The organism is Noviherbaspirillum pedocola, from assembly GCF_016632335.1.
Lineage (GTDB): Bacteria > Pseudomonadota > Gammaproteobacteria > Burkholderiales > Burkholderiaceae_D > Noviherbaspirillum_A > Noviherbaspirillum_A pedocola.
On record NZ_JAEPBG010000007.1, the window covers coordinates 259,238 to 277,068 of the forward strand.

Below are 17,831 nucleotides of genomic sequence, written 5' to 3' on the forward strand. Positions count from 1 at the left end.
TCGCCTGGGCAATCGCGGCCGGTCAAATCGGCGCAGCCGTGCAAGGATAGCGGAGGCGCTGGAGCGCGTCAAACCGCGGGAATCATCGTAGGTTGGGCTGACGAAGGATGCCCAACATGTTCGCGGGCCACGGATGCCGGATGTTGCTCTTGGCAGCCCAGCCTTGCGAAGGAAGCCGGAGAAGCTGGCAGCCCGCGGATGTCCTATGTTGGGCTTGCCAGCCCAACCTACGATGTTGCAAATGCCGTCACGCCGCCCGCAACCCCGCCACCGCTTCCGCGATCGCCGCCGGCTCCATCAGGCGCAGGATCTTGCGGGTGCGCGGCGTGATGACCGACAGGTCGCTGTTGAGGATTTCCTGCTTGACCGAGAGCAGCTGCGCCGGATGCATCGAGAATTCCTTCAGACCCATGCCCAGGAGCAGCCGGGTGAGCTTGATGTCGCCGGCCATCTCGCCGCAGACCGACACCGGGATGTTGGCCTTGGCGCCGATGGCGATCGTGCTCGACAGCAGGTACAGGATGGCCGGATGGATCGGGTTGTACAGGTGCGCGACCTCGTGGTCGACCCGGTCCACCGCCAGCGTGTACTGGATCAGGTCGTTGGTGCCTATCGACAGGAAGTCCATGCGCTGCGCAAACAGCGGCAGCGTCAGCGCCGCCGCGGGCACCTCGATCATCGCGCCCACCGGGATCAGCGGATCGAATTTCTTGCCGGCTTCGCGCAGCTGCGCCTTGGCCTGCTCGATCATGGTCAGCGTCTGGTCGATCTCGTGCGCATGCGCCAGCATCGGCACCAGGAGCTTTACCGGGCCATAGGCCGATGCGCGCAGGATCGCGCGCAGCTGCGACATGAACATCTGCGGCTCGGCCAGGCAATAGCGGATCGCGCGCAGGCCCAGCGCCGGATTCAGCGCGGTTTCATCGGCTGCGGAGATCGGCTTGTCGGCGCCGATGTCGAGCGTGCGTATCGTCACCGGCCTGCCCTTCATCGCCGCCACGGCCTGGCGGTAGGACTCGAACTGTTCATCCTCGGTGGGCAGCCGGTGGTTGTGGCCGGCGCTGCCCATGAACAGGAACTCGGAGCGGAACAGGCCGATGCCGACCGCGCCGGCGTCCAGCGCTGCCTGCGTATCCTGCGGCAGCTCGATGTTGGCCAGCAGCGTGATCTCGACGCCATCCTTCGTCACCGCCGGCGTCTTCTTCAGCTTGGACAGCTTCTTGCGCTCGCGCACCAGCTGCTGCTGGCGCTCACGGTACTGGTTCAGCACCATTGGCGTCGGGTCGACGATGACCACGCCGTTGTCGCCATCGATGATGACCCAGTCGTCCTGCGCGATCAGGGCCGAGGCGTTGTACATGCCAACCGCGGCCGGGATGTCGAGGCTGCGCGCGACGATGGCGGTATGGGAGTTCTGGCCGCCGAGATCGGTGATGAAGCCGGCGAAGGTGCGGTCGCGGAACTGCAGCATGTCCGACGGCGAGATGTCATGCGCCACCACGATCATGTGCGCGCCCTGGTCCGGCGACGACGACAGGTTGGCCAGCGTGGAAGCGCTGCCGGTCAGCACCTTCAGCACCCGTTCGCCGACCTGCTGGATATCGTTCTTGCGTTCGCGCAGGTAGGCGTCTTCGATCTCGTCGAACTGCGCCGAGAGTTCATCGATCTGCGTCACCAGCGCCCATTCGGCGTTGTAGTGACGCTCGCGGATGATCTCCAGCGGCATCTCGGAAATCATCGGGTCCGACAGGATCAGCACATGCACGTCGATGAAGGCGCCGAGTTCGGCCGGCGCATCCTGCGGCAGCTCGCGCCAGACTGCCTGCAATTCCTGATGCACGGTGGCGATCGCATTCTGCAGCCGCTCGACCTCGGCCTCGACCTGTTCCTCGCCGATCAGGTAATGCTTGACCTCAAGCGCGGCCGAAGCCAGCAGGTGCGCGCGGCCGATCGCGATGCCGCGCGATACCGGAATGCCATGGAGCGTGAACGATGCCATCGATTGATCTTTCCGCCCTGGGCCTTATTCGCCTTCGCCGAAGCGGTTGTTGATCAGTTCCAGCAGCGCATCGAAGCAGGCGCGCTCGTCCGGACCATCGACGTCAAGCGTCACCACCGCGCCCTTGCCGGCGGCCAGCATCATCACGCCCATGATCGATTTCGCATTGACCCGGCGCTTGTTGCGGGTCATCCAGACTTCGCTCTTGAATTTGGCCGCAAGCTGGGTCAGCTTCGCGGACGCCCGCGCATGCAGGCCGAGTTTGTTGATGATTTCAACGTCTTGCTGGATCATTGTTTGGCTATCGTTCTAGTTTTCAGTTCGGAGAAAGGCGTATCCGGTTGTCCACCCGCACCGCGCCATTCTGCCCGCCGGCCAGCGCCATTTCGACCACCACATCCACCGTATCGTTGCGGTAGGTCAGCGCCCGCAGCAGCATCGGCAGGCTGATGCCGGCCACCACTTCGACGTGACCGGGCTGGCACAACGGCAGCGTGCAATTCGACGGCGTGCCGCCCATCACATCGGTCATCACCAGCACGCCGTCGCCGTCATCGATGCGCGCAATCGCTTGCGCGGCAAGACCGCGCACCTCGGCCGGGTCCTGGTCAGCGATCACGTCGATGGCTTCCAGTCTTTCCGGCCGCGCGCGGAACACATGGGTCGCCGCATCGATGAAAGCCTTGCCCAGCGGCGCATGGGTAATCAGCAGAATGCCTACCATAAACTTGTCTTGGAGCGGAAAACTCCGCATTAAACCACGAAGGCGGCCTTTTCCAGCGCGTCGATGAATTTCGCTGCCACCGAGAACCCGGTCTGCTGCTCGATCTCCTGAAAGCAGGTCGGGCTGGTCACGTTGATCTCGGTGAGGTAATTGCCGATCACGTCCAGGCCCACCAGCAGCAGGCCGCGTTTCCAGAGAATCGGCGCCAGGGTCTCGCCGATCTCGCGCTCGCGCGCGGTGATTTCACGCGCCACGCCGAGTCCGCCGGCCGCCAGGTTGCCGCGCACTTCGCCGCCCTGCGGTATGCGCGCCAGGCAATACGGCATGACTTCGCCGCCGATCAGCAGCACCCGCTTGTCGCCATCGACGATCTCGGGAATGTAGCGCTGGGCCATGATCGTGCGGCGGCCGTTGTTGCTCAGGGTTTCGATGATGGAGCCGAGGTTCATGGCATCGTCGCGCACGCGGAAGATGCCGGCGCCGCCCATGCCGTCGAGCGGCTTCAGGATCACGTCGCGATGCTCGGCGTGGAAGGCCTTGATGCGCGCCTCGTCGCTGGTGACCAGCGTCGGCGCGGTCAGTTGCGGGAACTGCGCGATGGCCAGCTTTTCATTGTGGTTGCGGATCGCCTCGGGCCGGTTGAACACCTTCGCGCCATGGTTTTGCGCGACCTCGAGCAGATAGGTCGCGTAGATGTATTCCATGTCGAACGGCGGATCGGTGCGCTCAACGATGGCATCAAACTCGGTCAGATGCCGCGACACCGGCGGCTCGGCGCGGTACCAGTCGCTGCTGTCGCCGGTGAGCGTGATGCGCGAGACATTGGCCACCACGCGTCCGCCCTCGATGGCCATGTCGCGATGGCCGAAGGCATGGATCGTGTGTCCGCGCCGGGCCGCTTCGACCATCATCGCGTAGGTGGTGTCCTTGTAGATCTTGAAGCCCGACAGCGGGTCGGCGGCGAAAGCGATGTTCATGGAGAGCCTTAGTAGATTTCCGGGTTCGGGTCGGTTTTCTCGAGTTCCAGCGACGCGGCCAGCAGCGCCAGGCGCGCCACCACGCCGTACATGTAGAAGCGGTTCGGCGCGGCGGTGCCGGGCTTGGCATGCGGATCGGGCAGCGCATGCTGCTGCGCGAAGGCCAGCGGCACGAAATGCGCGCCGGGCGCATTCAGGTTTTCATCGACGCCGCGCTCGGCATGCACCCGGTAGAAGCCGCCGACGACATAGCGGTCGATCATGTAGACCACCGGCTCGGCCACCGCTTCATTGATGCGCTCGAAGCTGTACACGCCCTCCTGCACGATCACGTTCGACACTTCCAGGCCTTCCTTGACCACCGCCATCTTGTTGCGCTGCTTGCGGTTCAGGTCGCGCACTTCGGTCGCGTCATGCACGGTCATGATGCCCATGCCATAGGTGCCCGAATCGGCCTTCACCAGCACGAAGGGCTTTTCCTTGATGCCGTATTCGCGGTACTTCTTGCGGATCTTGGCCAGCACCGCGTCCACGGCGGCAGCCAGCTCGTCCTCGCCGACGCGATCCTGAAAATCGATCGGGCCGGCCTTGGCGAAATACGGATTGAGCATCCAGGGGTCGACATCGATGAGCTTGGCGAACTTCTTCACCACCTCGTCATAGGCCGAGAAGTGATTGGTCTTGCGCCGCACCGCCCAGCCGGCATGCAGCGGCGGCAGCACGTTCTGCTCGTGCAGGTTTTCCAGGATGCCCGGCAGGCCGGCCGACAGATCATTGTTGAGCAGAATGGTGCAGGGATCGAAATTCTTCAGGCCGACGCGGCGGCCGTTGTTGAAGCGTTCCAGCGGCTCGAGCGTGAGCGCGCTGCCGTCGGGCAGCTCGATCGGTGTCGGAGCGGTCACGTCTTCGGCCAGAGTGCCCAGGCGCACATTCAGGCCGGTCTGGCGGAAGATCTGCATCAAGCGTGCGACGTTCTGCAGGTAGAAGGTGTTGCGGGTATGGTTTTCCGGCACCAGCAGCAGGTTGCGTGCGTCGGGACAGTACTTTTCGATCGCGGCCATCGCCGCCTGCACCGCCAGCGGCAGCATTTCCGGCGACAGGTTGTTGAAGCCGCCCGGAAACAGGTTGGTATCCACCGGCGCGAGCTTGAAGCCGGCATTGCGCAGATCCACCGAGCAATAGAAAGGCGGCGTGTGCTCCTGCCATTCGAGGCGGAACCAGCGCTCGATGGCGGGCGTGGCGGCGAGGATCTTCTTTTCGAGGTCGAGCAGCGGGCCGTTCAGGGCGGTGACGAGGTGCGGAACCATTAGCGGGCTTTCTCTACAGTGCGTGGCGGGAGTGACGCGGATTCTAACGGGATTCCCCTCCCCGCGCCGGCAGGCGCAAGAAGAGAAAGGAACGAGAGGCAGTGTGAGGGCGAAGCGCGCGTTTTAAAGAAGCGCAATAAAAAAAGGCGCCTCCGAGGAGGCGCCGAATTCCGGCCGAAGCCGGCCCGCAGACTTTTAAAAGTGGTACGCGCTTTCGCCGTGGCTGGTGATGTCCAGACCTTCGCGCTCTTCCTCTTCCGGCACGCGCAGGCCAACCACCAGGTCCACCAGCTTGTAAGCGATGAAGGCGACGATGCCGGACCAGATCACGGTGGTGAGCACCGCTTGCAGCTGAATCCAGACCTGGCCGGCGATGGAGTAATCCGGCGAGACCTTGTTGGCGACGTAGTCATAGATGCCGACGCCGCCGAGCGAGGGCGAAGCGAACACGCCGGTCAGCAGCGCGCCCAGGATGCCGCCCACGCCGTGCACGCCGAACACATCCAGCGAATCATCTGCGCCGAGCATGCGCTTCAAACCATTCACGCCCCACAGGCAGATCACGCCAGCCAGCAGGCCGATGGCCAGCGAGCCCATCGGGCCGACGAAGCCGGCAGCCGGGGTGATCGCCACCAGGCCAGCCACCGCGCCAGAAGCCGCGCCCAGCATCGAAGGCTTGCCCTTGCTCATCCATTCGGCCGAGCTCCAGGACAGCACTGCCATCGCGGTTGCCAGCATGGTGTTGACGGTGGCCAGCGCTGTGGCGCCGTTGGCTTCCAGGCCCGAGCCGGCGTTGAAGCCGAACCAGCCCACCCACAGCAGCGACGCACCGATCATGGTCATGGTCAGCGAATGCGGCGCCATGGCTTCACGGCCGTAGCCGATGCGCTTGCCGATCACGAAAGCGCCAACCAGGCCGGCAACGGCGGCATTGATGTGCACCACGGTGCCGCCGGCGAAGTCGAGCGCGCCCTTCTGGAACAGCCAGCCGGCAGCGGCGGTTGCCTTTTCACCAGCGGCAGCGTCAGTGTAGGCATCCGGACCCGGCCAGAACCAGACCATGTGCGCAATCGGCAGATACGAGAAGGTGAACCAGATCACCATGAACAGCAGCACCGCGGAGAAGCGGATGCGCTCGGCGAAGGCGCCGACGATCAGGCCGCAGGTAATCGCGGCGAACGTGGCCTGGAACATCATGAACAGGTATTCCGGCAGCACCACGCCCTTGCTGAAGGTGCCGGTGGTGGTGTCCGGCGTCATGCCCTTCAGGAACAGCCGGTCGAAGCCGCCGAGGAAGCTGCCGCCCTGCGTGAACGCCAGCGAATAGCCATAGAGCGACCACAGCACGATGATCAGCGAGAACACCATGAACACCTGCATCAGCACCGACAGCATGTTCTTGGAACGCACCAGGCCGCCGTAGAACAGCGCCAGGCCGGGAATCGACATCATGGCCACGAGGATGGTGGCAACCGTCATCCAGGCGACGTCGCCCTTGTTCGGCTGCGGCGCGGCGGCGGCGGGAGCGGCTGCGGCGGCAGTGGCAGCGCCGGCGCCAGCTTCAGCCGGAGCGGCGGTGGCGGGAGCAGCCGCAGGTGCGGCCGCTGCAGGGGCGGCTGCCGTGGCTGCCGGCGCCGAGGCGGCTGGCGCCTCGTCGGCAGCGCTGGCCATGGAGGCCATGCCGAGGGAGCACACCAGCATCCCGGCGGCAAGGAACTTCGTAAATAGGGTCTTCATGTGTGTAGTCCTCAGAGAGCGTCAGTGCCTGTTTCACCGGTACGAATGCGCACGACCTGCTGCAGGTCGTAGACGAAAATCTTGCCGTCGCCGATCTTTCCGGTGCGCGCCGACTGCTCGATCGCGTCGATGGCCTGTTCGACGATGGCATCGTCGACAGCAGCCTCGATCTTGGTTTTCGGCAGAAAGTCGACTACGTATTCCGCGCCGCGATACAGCTCGGTATGGCCCTTCTGGCGCCCGAAGCCTTTGACTTCGGTCACCGTAATGCCTTGTACGCCGATGGCGGAAAGTGCTTCGCGCACTTCGTCCAGCTTGAAGGGCTTGATGATGGCGGTAATGAGTTTCATGGCAGCCTCACGCTCGTTTTCAGAAAGTCTTGGACAGTGACAGCACTGCGGTGGGGGTGCCGACTTCCCGGCTGCCGTTTCCGCTAGTGTTCCTGACGGTGTACAGCGACTTGTCGGCATTCGTGCCGATCACCGCAAGGCCGAGCGTGGCGAAGCCGAAGTCGCGCGCTACGCCGATCTTGTAATCGGTGTAGTTGAGTTCGCTGTAGTTGTGCACCCATTGGCGGCCGACATGCAGCGTCAGCGTGGTCTTTTCATACACGTCGAAGTTGGCGGACAGGTCCAGATAGCCGGAGCCCTTGGAGTCGCCGCGCGGCGTCACCGGCGCGGTGGCGTCGCGCAGGCCAAAGAAATCGGTCAGGCCGTAGTTGTACTTTGCAGTGAACCACTTCCAGGTGCCGCCGAAATAGATTTCGCCGTTGTTGTACTTCACGCCAGTGGTGCCGACCTCGGCGCCGGGATAGTAGTAATACAGCAGGCCAATATCCAGGTTCAGGTCCTGCACCGGCGCGAATTTGTAGCCGCCATAGAGATCCATCTCCAGGCCGGCGCCGTTGTTGTACGAATTGCCGCTGACATTGGAGTTCCAGTTGCCCAGGTAGAATCCGCTGCTGTGCGCATAATCGAAACCGCCCTGCACCGCCGGCTGCTTGTAGGTTTGCGAAATGCCACGGAAGCGGTAATCGGAAACCACCGCCACATTCGCAGTGAAGGTATGCTCCGGCGTGGCGGCCGGCGCTGCTGGAGCATCGGCCGTCTGCGCCCGGGCAGATACCGAAAATGCCCCGCATATCGCGGCTGCCAATATTAGCTTTTTCATATTCATCCCTTTCAGTTATTGAACTGACCTTTTCTTATCGAGAAGTGCGCTCAAAGAACCTTAGCAGGAGGCATGCCAGCAGCCAGCGCCTTAGGGTAAGGTGGCAGGAGCCACATTCTCACCAGGATGCTGCGTCGAGAACTGTTATGAAGCGAAGTCGCACCGATGCTGCAGCAAGAGTGCACCAACGTAGAGCACCAAAATGAAGCGCGCCCCAATATGGGCTTTATTGATGAAAGATAGACAATGAACGCAAACAACTTTTTCACCGACCTGCAGAACCGTATCGGCCAAGTCCTGGAAAACTCGCCGGCCAAGGATCTGGAGAAGAACGTGAAGGCCATGCTGACCCAGGGCTTCTCGCGGCTCGATCTGGTCACCCGCGAGGAATTCGATGTGCAGGCGCAGGTGCTGGCCAAGACCCGCGCCAAGCTCGATGCGCTGGAAGCGCGCGTGGCTGAACTTGAAGCGCTGCTGAAGAGCCGTACGCCGGAAGCCTGAGTCCGGCCTCGACATGTGGAAGCACGCCACACCAGGCGCGCAAGGCCATGGTCACCGCTTGATGTAACTATTGGTTTTCGATATCGTCCAGCCTTTCGGCAACATCCATCGTCGCGTCGCGCCGCTCCCGGTTCGACGCGACGCTTTTTCTGGAGGGCGAATGACGCTGGCGGTTCTGAAAAGTCGTGCGTTGAACGGCATGGCGGCGCCGGAAGTGCTGGTGGAAGTGCATCTGGCCAATGGATTGCCAGCCTTTACCATCGTCGGCCTGCCGGAAACCGAGGTGAAGGAAGCGCGCGACCGGGTTCGCGCCGCGCTGCAGAATGCCCGTTTCGAATTCCCAAATCGCAGAATCACCGTCAATCTGGCCCCGGCCGATCTGCCGAAGGAATCCGGCCGCTTCGATCTGCCGATCGCGCTGGGCATACTCGCCGCTTCGGGGCAAATTCCGATCGATGCACTAGGCGGCTATGAATTCGCTGGTGAATTATCGCTGTCAGGCGAATTGCGCCCGATACGCGGCGCGCTGGCGATGACGTATGCGATGCAGCGCGCCGGGACGGTTCCGCGCGGCTTCATCCTGCCGCGTGCGAATGCCGACGAGGCGGCGCTGGTGGAAGATGCGGTGATCCTGCCAGCCGATTCGCTGCTGGCGGTATGCGCGCACTTTACGGCCGGGGCCGGGGCCGGCGGCGAGGAAGCCCGATTGCGTTCGCATGTTCGCGCCTGCGCAGTGCAGCCGCCGGTGTATCCCGATCTTGCCGACGTCAAGGGCCAGGCCCAGGCGCGGCGCGCGCTCGAGGTTGCGGCTGCCGGCGGGCATAGTCTTTTGCTGGTCGGCCCGCCGGGTACCGGAAAATCGATGCTGGCTTCGCGCCTGCCCGGCATCCTGCCGCCGATGACGCCAACCGAAGCGCTGGAATCGGCCGCGCTGCAATCGCTGGTCGGCGGCTTCGATGTGCGCCGCTGGAAGCAGCGTCCGTTCCGCGCACCGCATCACACCGCCTCGGCGGTGGCTCTGGTTGGCGGCAGCAGCACTGTGCGTCCCGGCGAAATCTCGCTTGCGCATCGCGGCGTGCTGTTCCTCGATGAATTGCCGGAATACGAGCGCAAGGTGCTGGAAGTGCTGCGCGAGCCGATGGAATCCGGCCGGATCACCATTTCCCGCGCGGCGCGCCAGGCGGAGTTTCCGGCTTCCTTTCAATTCGTGGCGGCGATGAACCCTTGTCCGTGCGGCTATTTCGGCGCGCCGGGTGGGCGTTGCCGCTGCAGCCCGGACATGGTGGCGCGTTACCAGGGCCGGATTTCCGGTCCGCTGCTCGACCGCATTGATCTGCAGGTCGAAGTTGGATCACTGCAGCAGGAAGAATTGCTGGCGCCGGGCGGCGGCGAGTCTACGACGGTGGTCGCGCAACGGGTTGCAGCGGCGGCGCAGCGCCAGTTCGAGCGCCAAGGCATGCTGAACGCGGCGCTGTCCAGCGCGCAGGTGGAACGTTACTGCATGCTCGATGCGTCGGCAGCTGCGCTGCTGCGCAACGCGTTGACGCGGCTGGGATGGTCGGCGCGCGCCTATCACCGCGTGCTCAGGGTCGCGCGCAGCATTGCTGACCTGGCCGCACTCGACAATATCGGCCAGGCCCAGGTGGCCGAAGCGGTGCAGTACCGTCGCTCGCTCGGCAAGCCATGAAGGTCGTGGTTTTCCCTTGATCCAGCTCAAAGAATGTCACGTCGACAATATTTCCTGGCTTACATAGGTTACGAGCATTGCAATTAAGAAATTAACAACTAATTGTGTTTGCGCAAAGTCCGTCTGGCCGATTCGCAATACGATGAACTCGGTTCTTCGCTGAAGCACCACTCCCTGGAAGTTTTTGGCCCGACGTGCAAACGATCGGGCCTTTTCTTTTATCGCACCGGCTTGCTGCTACCATCGCGCCATGCGATCGATATCCCCCTCCCGTGCCGCGCTGTGCGCGCTGTTGCTGTCGGCCAGCCTCTGCGCCTGCTCGCCGCAATTCAACTGGCGCGAAGTGCATGGCGAAGCCGCGCCATTTTCCGTGCTGTTGCCCTCCCGGCCGAGCACCCATGCGCAGCAAGTGGATCTCGATGGCGTGCGTGTGACCATGAGCATGACAGCTGCCGAGGTCGACGGTTTGATGTTTGCCGTGGGCAGCGCGGAATTGCCGGATGCCGCACAGGTGCCGCATGCGCTGGCCGCGATGAAGACCGCGATGACGCGCAATATCGGCGCTGCCGACGTCGCCGAAAAAGCGGTCCCGGGCATGGCGGCGACCGACATCGATGCCGCCGGCAGCCGGTCCGGCAGGCCGCTGCGGCTGGTGGGCAGATTCACCTCGAAAGGACGCCGGGTGTATCAGGCGGTGGTGATCGGGCCGGCCTCAGCGATTACCCCGGAAATCGTCGACACCTTCCTGTCCTCTTTCAAGCCCGGGGCTTGACCGGGGCGAAGGACAGCGAAATGCGCGCGTGTTAAGGTTTCGACCTTCACGCTTCAAGGACTATCCCCATGCTGATGACTTTCAAATCCCGTGCCGCCGCGGAAATCCTGATGTACCGGGAACATGCGCAGCGCATTCTGGACATGCTCGGCAAGGATGTGGACCAGGGCGTCATTACCGTCGCGGAACTGCCGGCGGCGATCGCGCGCCTGGAGAAGGAAATCGAAGCCAGCCGTGCCGAGGCGCGCGCGCATCAGGCCGAAGAGGAAGCCGCGCGCGACAGTTTCGACAAGGATGACGACGATGTCGCGCCGGTGCAGTCCGTGAGCTTCGCCACCCGCGCCTATCCGCTGCTGGAAATGATGCGCGCGGCGCTGAAGGAGCAGCTGCCGGTGATGTGGGGAGTGTAGGCAGGCTGTAATACAATCCGGCCCCCAGCTCAACAGCTGCCACCTTCCGAACGACATTTTCGTGATTCATTCCGATTCGCTCGCCTATGCCCTGCAGGGCGCCGCCCGCGCCGCCGCCGCAGTCCGCGCAGGCACCGCGCTGCCACAGGCGCTGACCCGTGTTTTCCAGCAGATGCAGCCCGCCGCCTCGTCCCGCGGCGCGATCCAGGACCTGGCGTATCGCGCCATGCGTCAGCGCGGCCGCGCCGAGGCGCTGCTGTCCTTGCTGACCGAACGTCCGCCACAGCCGGCGCTGCTGCAATCCCTGCTCGAATGTGCGCTGGCATTACTGCTGGCTGCTCCCGAGGAGGCGCCCTACGATGCGCACACTGTGGTCAACCAGGCCGTATTTGCTGCGTCCGGCGAACCGGAGATCGCCCGCGCCAAGGGCATGGTCAATGCGGTGCTGCGCCGCTTCCTGCGCGAACAGGCGGCGCTTCTGGCAAAGCTCGCAGACCGCCCCGAGGCACGCTGGAATTACCCCGGATGGTGGATCGATGCGGCAAAGAGCGCCTATCCGCGCGATTGGGAAGCGCTGTTGGCCGCTGGCAATGCACCCCCGCCGCTGAGCCTGCGCGTGAATGCGCGCCGTGGCGATGTCGACGCTTATCTGCGCCTGCTGGCCGAGCATGGCATGGGCGCGCGCGCCATCGGTCCCTTCGCCGTGCGGCTCGATCAGCCGGTGCCGGTGACGAAGATTCCGGGTTTCGCGGATGGCCTGGTATCGGTGCAGGATGCGGCCGCGCAGCTCGCCGCGCCGCTGCTGGACCTGTCCGACGGCATGCGGGTGCTGGACGCCTGCGCCGCGCCGGGCGGCAAGACCGGCCACATGCTGGAACTGGCGCAGCTTGATTTGCTGGCGATCGACAGCGACCGGCAGCGACTGGCGCGCATCGGCGAAAACCTGGACCGGCTGGGACTGCAGGCGCAGCTGCGTCAGGGCGATGCCGCCAGCAACGACTGGTGGGATGGACAGCCCTTCGATCGCATCCTGGCCGATGTGCCCTGCACCGCTTCGGGCATCGTGCGCCGTCATCCGGACATCAAGTGGCTGCGCCGCAGCAGCGACACGGCGCGCCTGGCGGGGCTGTCCGAGCGCATCCTCGACAATCTGTGGACCATGCTGCGCCCCGGCGGCAAGCTGCTGTTCGTCACCTGCTCGATCTGGCCTCGGGAATCCCGTCAGCAGGCGGAAGCGTTTGCCAAGCGCCAGGGGGCGATCGCGCTGGACGCGCCGGGTCAACTGCTGCCAACAGTGCAGGCCGATCGCGATCATGACGGGCTCTTCTACGCGCTGTTCCAAAAGCCGGGGCTTTGATACCATGGCCCGAGTTTGCATGGCGCTTACCCCTCTCCCTTCCAGGTTCCCCATTTGCGAGTGATTCGGCGACTTTTCCTTTCTCTCTGGCTGGTGATCACACTGGCAGGCGTGCTTTTCACGGCATCGCCGCAGACGCAGGCAGCGGAAGTGGAAATCGTCGAAGCCCATCTCGAAAACAGCGATGAAGGCTACAGATTGGCGTCGACATTTCATGTCGAATTGAACCGCAGCCTGGAAGATGCAATACAGCGCGGCATTCCGCTGTATTTCACCACCGAGGTGGAAATCCGGCGGCCGCGTTGGTACTGGTTCGACGAGCGCACGGTCTTCGCGTCGCAAACGATACGGATTTCCTACAACGTGCTGACCCGCCAGTACCGCGCCGCGATCAACAACAGCAATCTGCAGCAGGGATTCAACAGCCTGGAAGACGCGATGTCGCTGGTGCGCCGTCCCGGCCGCTGGGTCGTCGCGCCGCCGGGCGCGCTGCAGCCGGGCGAAACCTACGTCGTCGGCCTGCGCATGGGCCTGGACCTGGCGCAGCTGCCTAAGCCCTTCCAGGTCAATGCCCTCAACAACAGCGACTGGCGGCTCAGTTCCGACTGGCGCTACTTCCATTTCAGGGCGGGCGGCAAGTGACCCGGGTATTGCGCTATGCCCTCGTGTTCGGGGGCGCCATCACCAGCATTCTGCTTTTCCTGCTGGCCTCGGCTTCGGAAAACTCGCTGTTCTTCGATCAGCATTACCCGTGGCTGCTCGGGCTGAATGCCCTGATGGCCGCGCTGCTGCTGGCGCTGGTGGTCACGCTGCTGATGCGGCTTTACCAGCGCTACAAGCAGCGCCGCTTCGGCTCGCGGCTGATGACGCGCCTGGTCATGCTGTTCGCGCTGATCGGCATTTTGCCCGGGCTGCTGATTTACCTCGTATCGGTGCAGTTCGTGTCGCGCTCGATCGAATCCTGGTTCGATGTGCGCGTTGAATCGGCGCTCGAGGCCGGCCTGAATCTGGGCCGCACCGCGCTCGACTCGTCGCTGGCCGACCTGAATGCCAAGGCGCGCGCCATGGCGCTGGAATTGTCCGACTATTCGGACGCCACCCAGATCACGCAATTGTCGCGGCTGCGCGACCAGGGGCAGTTCCAGGAAGCGCTGATCGTCACCTCGAGCAACCGGGTGGTGGCCAGCGCCGGCAGCGGCCTGGGCACGCTGGTGCCCGAATTGCCGACCACCGCGATGCTGAGTCAGGCGCGCCTGACGCGCGGCTATGCGGCCATCGAAAGCGGTTCCGAGGAAGGCGAAGCCTCGGGTCACAACGCCTCGCAAGAGCTGCGGCTACGCGTGGTGGTTGCCATCCCGGGCAAGACCAGCGGCGCGCTGACGCTGCAAAACGAAATCCGCTTCCTGCAGCTGTTGCAGCCGGTGCCACAGCAACTGGCCAACGATGCCGAAGCGCTGCGCGCGGCTTACAGCGAATACCAGGCGCGCTCGGTCGGCCGCACCGGCCTGCGCAAAATCTACATCGTCACGCTCACGCTCACGCTGCTGCTGGCGATCTTCGCCGCGGTCACCAGCGCTTTCCTGATCGCCAACGACCTGGCGCAGCCGCTGCTGTTGCTGGCCGAAGGCACGAAGGCGGTCGCCGAGGGCAATCTGTCGCCGCGACCGATCGTGGCCACCAATGATGAACTCGGCACGCTGACGCAATCCTTCAACATCATGACGCGCCAGTTGTTCGAAGCGCGCGCCGCAGTCGAGAAGAACCGCTCCGAACTGGAGAATGCCAAGGCTTATCTGGAATCGGTGCTGGCCAACATGTCGGCCGGCGTGATGGTGCTGGACAACGGCTTTCGGCTGATCAGCTGCAATGAATCGGTGGACCGTATCCTGCAGCGCGATTTCGCGCCTTACCTGGATCGACCGCTGTCGGAAATCGAAGGCTTGTCGGCGTTTTCCGAGGCCGTGACACGAGCGTTCAGCGAGCAGCACGCGCAATCGGGCAGCGACAGCGGCCATTGGCAACAGCAGATCGAGGTGCCGCGCGACGATGGCAGCGACGGCGACAACAAGCTCACGCTGCTGGCGCGCGGCTCGCGCCTGCCGCTGGACAGCCGTCCATGCTATGTGGTGGTGTTCGATGACATTACCGATGTCATTTCCGGCCAGCGCTCGATCGCCTGGGGCGAGGTGGCGCGGCGGCTGGCGCATGAAATCAAGAATCCGCTGACGCCAATCCAGCTGTCGGCCGAACGGCTGCAGATGAAGCTGGAAGAAAAACTCTCCCCACAGGACGCCGCCATGCTCAATCGCGGCACCAGCACCATCGTCAACCAGGTCACCGCAATGAAACGCATGGTGGACGACTTCCGCGAGTATGCGAAGACGCCGCCGGCCGTGTTGTCGACGCTGAATTTGAATGCACTGATCGAAGAAATCCTCGGCCTGTACATCGCCGGCGATGAGCGCGACATCATTCATGCACAGCTTGATCCGGCGCTGCCGCTGGTGATGGGCGACGCCACCCAAATGCGTCAGGTCATCCATAACCTGCTGCAGAACGCGCAGGATGCGGTAGCCGAACGCCTGGAAGGCAGCGAGCCGGCCCGCATAGACGTTGTCACCGAAACCGTGCACTTTCCGGGCTCAGACGGCGATGCCCGAACCGGAGTGCGACTGACTATTACCGATAATGGCCCCGGCTTTTCACCAAAAATCCTCTCGCGCGCTTTCGAGCCTTATGTGACTTCGAAATCGCGCGGCACCGGGCTGGGCCTGGCCATGGTGAAAAAGATCGTGGAAGAGCACGGCGGGCGCATCGATATCCAGAATCGGCGCAATACCGCTGGCGCAAAAGTCGTCATACTGCTGCTAAAGTTAACGGCTTCTAATTAAGACCTAACAATAGTATTCGCATAAGTAAAATGGACCATTCGGGAGTGATCCAAAACTGAATTCACCAAGGCAACGACATGGCAAATATTCTGGTAGTCGATGATGAAATGGGCATTCGCGAATTGCTTTCCGAGATTCTGGGGGACGAAGGCCATGTGGTGACCATGGCGGAAAATGCGCAGCAGGCGCGACAGATTCGGGCGGCAAGCACTCCTGACCTGGTACTGCTGGATATCTGGATGCCGGACACCGACGGCGTCACCTTATTAAAGGAATGGCAACGCGATCGTCTGCTGACCATGCCCGTGATCATGATGTCCGGCCACGCGACGATTGATACCGCAGTCGAAGCCACCCGCATCGGCGCACTGAACTTCCTTGAAAAGCCGATCTCCCTGCAAAAGCTGCTGAAGGCTGTGCAGCAGGGCTTGTCCCGTGCCCAGGACATCGCGCGCAATGGCGTCATGCCGATCACCGCGCGTCCGGCCGCCGCTCCCACTACCGAAAGCCTGGTCAAGCCTGCGGTCGCAGCGACTCCCGTCGTGGACGCCTCCACTCTCGCGCCTGAACCAACCAAACCGGCCGAACCGGGCTTCACGGTGTCGTTCGAGTTACCGCTGCGCGAAGCGCGCGATGCTTTCGAACGCGCTTATTTCGAACACCATCTGCAACGCGAGGGCGGTAGCATGACCCGGGTGGCCGAGCGCACTGGCCTTGAAAGAACTCACCTGTATCGCAAGCTCAAGCAGCTCGGCGTGGAACCCGGCAAGCTCGGACGACGCGGCGGATGACACTGACAACGCTGGTCGCGGGCGGCACCGCTGCCGCCCGCGAAGCGGCAATTGCTGCCGCGCTCGACCGGCAAACCTCCACTGCTCTCATCCTCGAAGGCTTGGCCAGCGGCCAGCCTGTCTTCGATGCTCACAGCAATGACGCTATGCTCATAGTGGCGAGAATCGCACCCGGCTGCCTGTGCTGCACCGGCAATCTCACGATGCGCGTCACGCTGAACCGGATCCTGCGCCATCCACCTCAGCGGCTCTTCATCAGCCTGGCGCAGGATGCGCATCTCGACCAAATTCATGCGTTTCTGCGCACCGCGCCCTATGACGGGTTACTGATGCTTACAGACGACCTGCGGCTGCCGTCTTGAAATCACCGATACGAACGCCATGTTCTATTGCAACAGCAGCATCTGTTCAACCTGCGACAGGAGCACACATGAACCTCATCTACAACAGCGATCAGTACAGCGTGGTTGAATTTGGCGCCGATTCGGGCCGCGAGGCCCTGCGCTTTGGTGGCTATGAAATTCTGGACAAGTCCTTCAAGCGCGAAATCTTCATCGGCGGCGACATGGCGGAATCCTTCCGCAAGAGCGTGCAGGAATTGATTGCCACCGAACCGAGCATCGAGGAAATCGATGAATTCCTGGCTGGTTACGATGACCTGATGCGCCAGCCGGTACATCTGCATTAAGCACGAAAACGTCTTGACACTGTGCGTCCGCAAACGCCGGACGCACAGCCTTCCATCCCTGAAGGCGGCTGCGGGTATACTCTCGCGCCATGCACGCCAACTCGAGTCCCATAGCAAGTAGCCAAGACGGCATACACGACAAACTCTACGCACAGGTCGCCAGGCACGCGGCCACCAGCTTCCGCAAACCTTATTCCCCACCGACACGCAAAGCCTTCGATGCCAGCTTCCAGGCCTGGCAGGCAAGTGGCTGCAAACCGCTGATACTCGATTCGGGCTGCGGTGTTGGCTTGTCCACGCTGCATCTGGCTACGCGCCATCCGGATCATTTCGTTATCGGCGTCGATCAGTCCGCTGATCGGCTGTCACGACAAGTCCGCTGGGAAGGCGCCATGCCGCAGAACTGCCTTCGCGTGCGCGCGGATCTTGTCGATTTCTGGCGGCTGATGCTCGAGTCACCGCTGCGCCCGGAAGCGCACTATCTGCTGTATCCGAACCCCTGGCCAAAGAAGCAGCATCTGACGCGACGCTGGCATGGGCATCCCGTATTCCCGGCGATGGTCGCTCTGGGCGGACGCTTCGAATGCCGTAGCAACTGGCGCATCTATGTCGAGGAATGCGCCGCCGCGCTGGCGCAGTTGAGCGGGCAGCAAATCGAGGTCGAAAGCTGGAATCCCATCGACCCGATCACCCCCTTTGAACGCAAGTATCTGGACTCGGGCCATGGGCTGTGGCGTTGCCGCGCGCGCCTCGCGGCTGTCGCGCCGACTGCAATGCCGGGCACCGGCTCCGCCATTTTCACCGCCGAACAATAAGAAAG

General features: G+C 63.2%; 19 protein-coding genes. 11 read left to right on the top strand and 8 right to left on the bottom strand.

The window, feature by feature from the left end:
- Positions 1-247 precede the first annotated feature (247 nt).
- From ptsP to JJB74_RS17785, 8 genes are all read right to left on the bottom strand, one after another.
- The gene (ptsP, locus tag JJB74_RS17750; RefSeq protein ID WP_200593932.1) at positions 248-1,999 is read right to left on the bottom strand and encodes a phosphoenolpyruvate--protein phosphotransferase; all 1,752 of its coding nucleotides are present in this window, start codon (positions 1,997-1,999) and stop codon (positions 248-250) included.
- A 24-nt stretch (positions 2,000-2,023) separates the two neighbouring features.
- Positions 2,024-2,293 (bottom strand): HPr family phosphocarrier protein, encoded by a 270-nt coding sequence (locus tag JJB74_RS17755; RefSeq protein WP_200593934.1) that lies wholly within the window; start codon positions 2,291-2,293, stop codon positions 2,024-2,026.
- A gap of 22 nt (positions 2,294-2,315) precedes the next feature.
- Positions 2,316-2,723 carry a PTS sugar transporter subunit IIA gene (locus JJB74_RS17760; protein ID WP_200593936.1) on the bottom strand — a complete coding sequence of 136 codons (408 nt, stop codon included), beginning with the start codon at positions 2,721-2,723 and terminating at the stop codon, positions 2,316-2,318.
- 29 nt (positions 2,724-2,752) lie between these two features.
- Positions 2,753-3,700: a glutathione synthase gene (gene gshB, locus JJB74_RS17765; protein WP_200593938.1), complete on the bottom strand. Its 948-nt coding sequence runs from the start codon at positions 3,698-3,700 to the stop codon at positions 2,753-2,755.
- A gap of 8 nt (positions 3,701-3,708) precedes the next feature.
- Positions 3,709-5,007 carry a glutamate--cysteine ligase gene (gene gshA / locus JJB74_RS17770; RefSeq protein WP_200593940.1) on the bottom strand — a complete coding sequence of 433 codons (1,299 nt, stop codon included), beginning with the start codon at positions 5,005-5,007 and terminating at the stop codon, positions 3,709-3,711.
- Between the two features lie 195 nt (positions 5,008-5,202).
- Positions 5,203-6,744, bottom strand: coding sequence for an ammonium transporter (locus tag JJB74_RS17775; protein ID WP_200593942.1), 1,542 nt, complete (start codon positions 6,742-6,744; stop codon positions 5,203-5,205).
- 11 nt (positions 6,745-6,755) lie between these two features.
- The gene (gene glnK / locus JJB74_RS17780; protein ID WP_200593944.1) at positions 6,756-7,094 is read right to left on the bottom strand and encodes a P-II family nitrogen regulator; all 339 of its coding nucleotides are present in this window, start codon (positions 7,092-7,094) and stop codon (positions 6,756-6,758) included.
- A gap of 19 nt (positions 7,095-7,113) precedes the next feature.
- On the bottom strand, positions 7,114-7,914 hold the full coding sequence (locus JJB74_RS17785) for a TorF family putative porin (protein WP_200593946.1): 801 nt from the start codon (positions 7,912-7,914) through the stop codon (positions 7,114-7,116).
- A gap of 246 nt (positions 7,915-8,160) precedes the next feature.
- Here JJB74_RS17785 and JJB74_RS17790 point away from each other — a divergent pair, with 246 nt between their 5' ends.
- From JJB74_RS17790 to JJB74_RS17840, 11 genes are all read left to right on the top strand, one after another.
- Entirely contained in the window at positions 8,161-8,415 is a 255-nt protein-coding gene (locus JJB74_RS17790) for an accessory factor UbiK family protein (protein WP_200593948.1), read from the top strand.
- A gap of 160 nt (positions 8,416-8,575) precedes the next feature.
- Positions 8,576-10,102, top strand: coding sequence for a YifB family Mg chelatase-like AAA ATPase (locus JJB74_RS17795; protein WP_200593949.1), 1,527 nt, complete (start codon positions 8,576-8,578; stop codon positions 10,100-10,102).
- Between the two features lie 250 nt (positions 10,103-10,352).
- A complete protein-coding gene (locus JJB74_RS17800; RefSeq protein ID WP_200593951.1) occupies positions 10,353-10,874 on the top strand; it encodes a hypothetical protein in 522 nt (173 codons plus the stop codon).
- A gap of 68 nt (positions 10,875-10,942) precedes the next feature.
- Positions 10,943-11,284, top strand: coding sequence for a DUF1840 domain-containing protein (locus tag JJB74_RS17805; RefSeq protein ID WP_200593953.1), 342 nt, complete (start codon positions 10,943-10,945; stop codon positions 11,282-11,284).
- 64 nt (positions 11,285-11,348) lie between these two features.
- Complete coding sequence (gene rsmB / locus JJB74_RS17810; RefSeq protein WP_200594046.1) at positions 11,349-12,641, top strand: 16S rRNA (cytosine(967)-C(5))-methyltransferase RsmB; 1,293 nt, start codon at positions 11,349-11,351, stop codon at positions 12,639-12,641.
- Positions 12,642-12,701: 60 nt separating this feature from the next.
- The gene (locus JJB74_RS17815; protein WP_407672377.1) at positions 12,702-13,283 is read left to right on the top strand and encodes a DUF4390 domain-containing protein; all 582 of its coding nucleotides are present in this window, start codon (positions 12,702-12,704) and stop codon (positions 13,281-13,283) included.
- On the top strand, positions 13,280-15,532 hold the full coding sequence (locus tag JJB74_RS17820; protein WP_200593955.1) for a sensor histidine kinase: 2,253 nt from the start codon (positions 13,280-13,282) through the stop codon (positions 15,530-15,532). Before JJB74_RS17815 ends, JJB74_RS17820 begins: the two co-directional genes overlap by 4 nt.
- 77 nt (positions 15,533-15,609) lie before the next feature.
- Positions 15,610-16,323 carry a response regulator gene (locus JJB74_RS17825; protein ID WP_200593957.1) on the top strand — a complete coding sequence of 238 codons (714 nt, stop codon included), beginning with the start codon at positions 15,610-15,612 and terminating at the stop codon, positions 16,321-16,323.
- Complete coding sequence (locus JJB74_RS17830; protein WP_200593959.1) at positions 16,320-16,685, top strand: GTPase; 366 nt, start codon at positions 16,320-16,322, stop codon at positions 16,683-16,685. Before JJB74_RS17825 ends, JJB74_RS17830 begins: the two co-directional genes overlap by 4 nt.
- A 68-nt stretch (positions 16,686-16,753) precedes the next feature.
- Complete coding sequence (locus JJB74_RS17835; protein ID WP_200593961.1) at positions 16,754-17,011, top strand: BTH_I0359 family protein; 258 nt, start codon at positions 16,754-16,756, stop codon at positions 17,009-17,011.
- 89 nt (positions 17,012-17,100) lie between these two features.
- Positions 17,101-17,826, top strand: a complete 726-nt coding sequence (locus JJB74_RS17840) for a class I SAM-dependent methyltransferase (protein WP_200593963.1) — start codon at positions 17,101-17,103, stop codon at positions 17,824-17,826.
- The last annotated feature ends 5 nt before the right edge of the window (positions 17,827-17,831 follow it).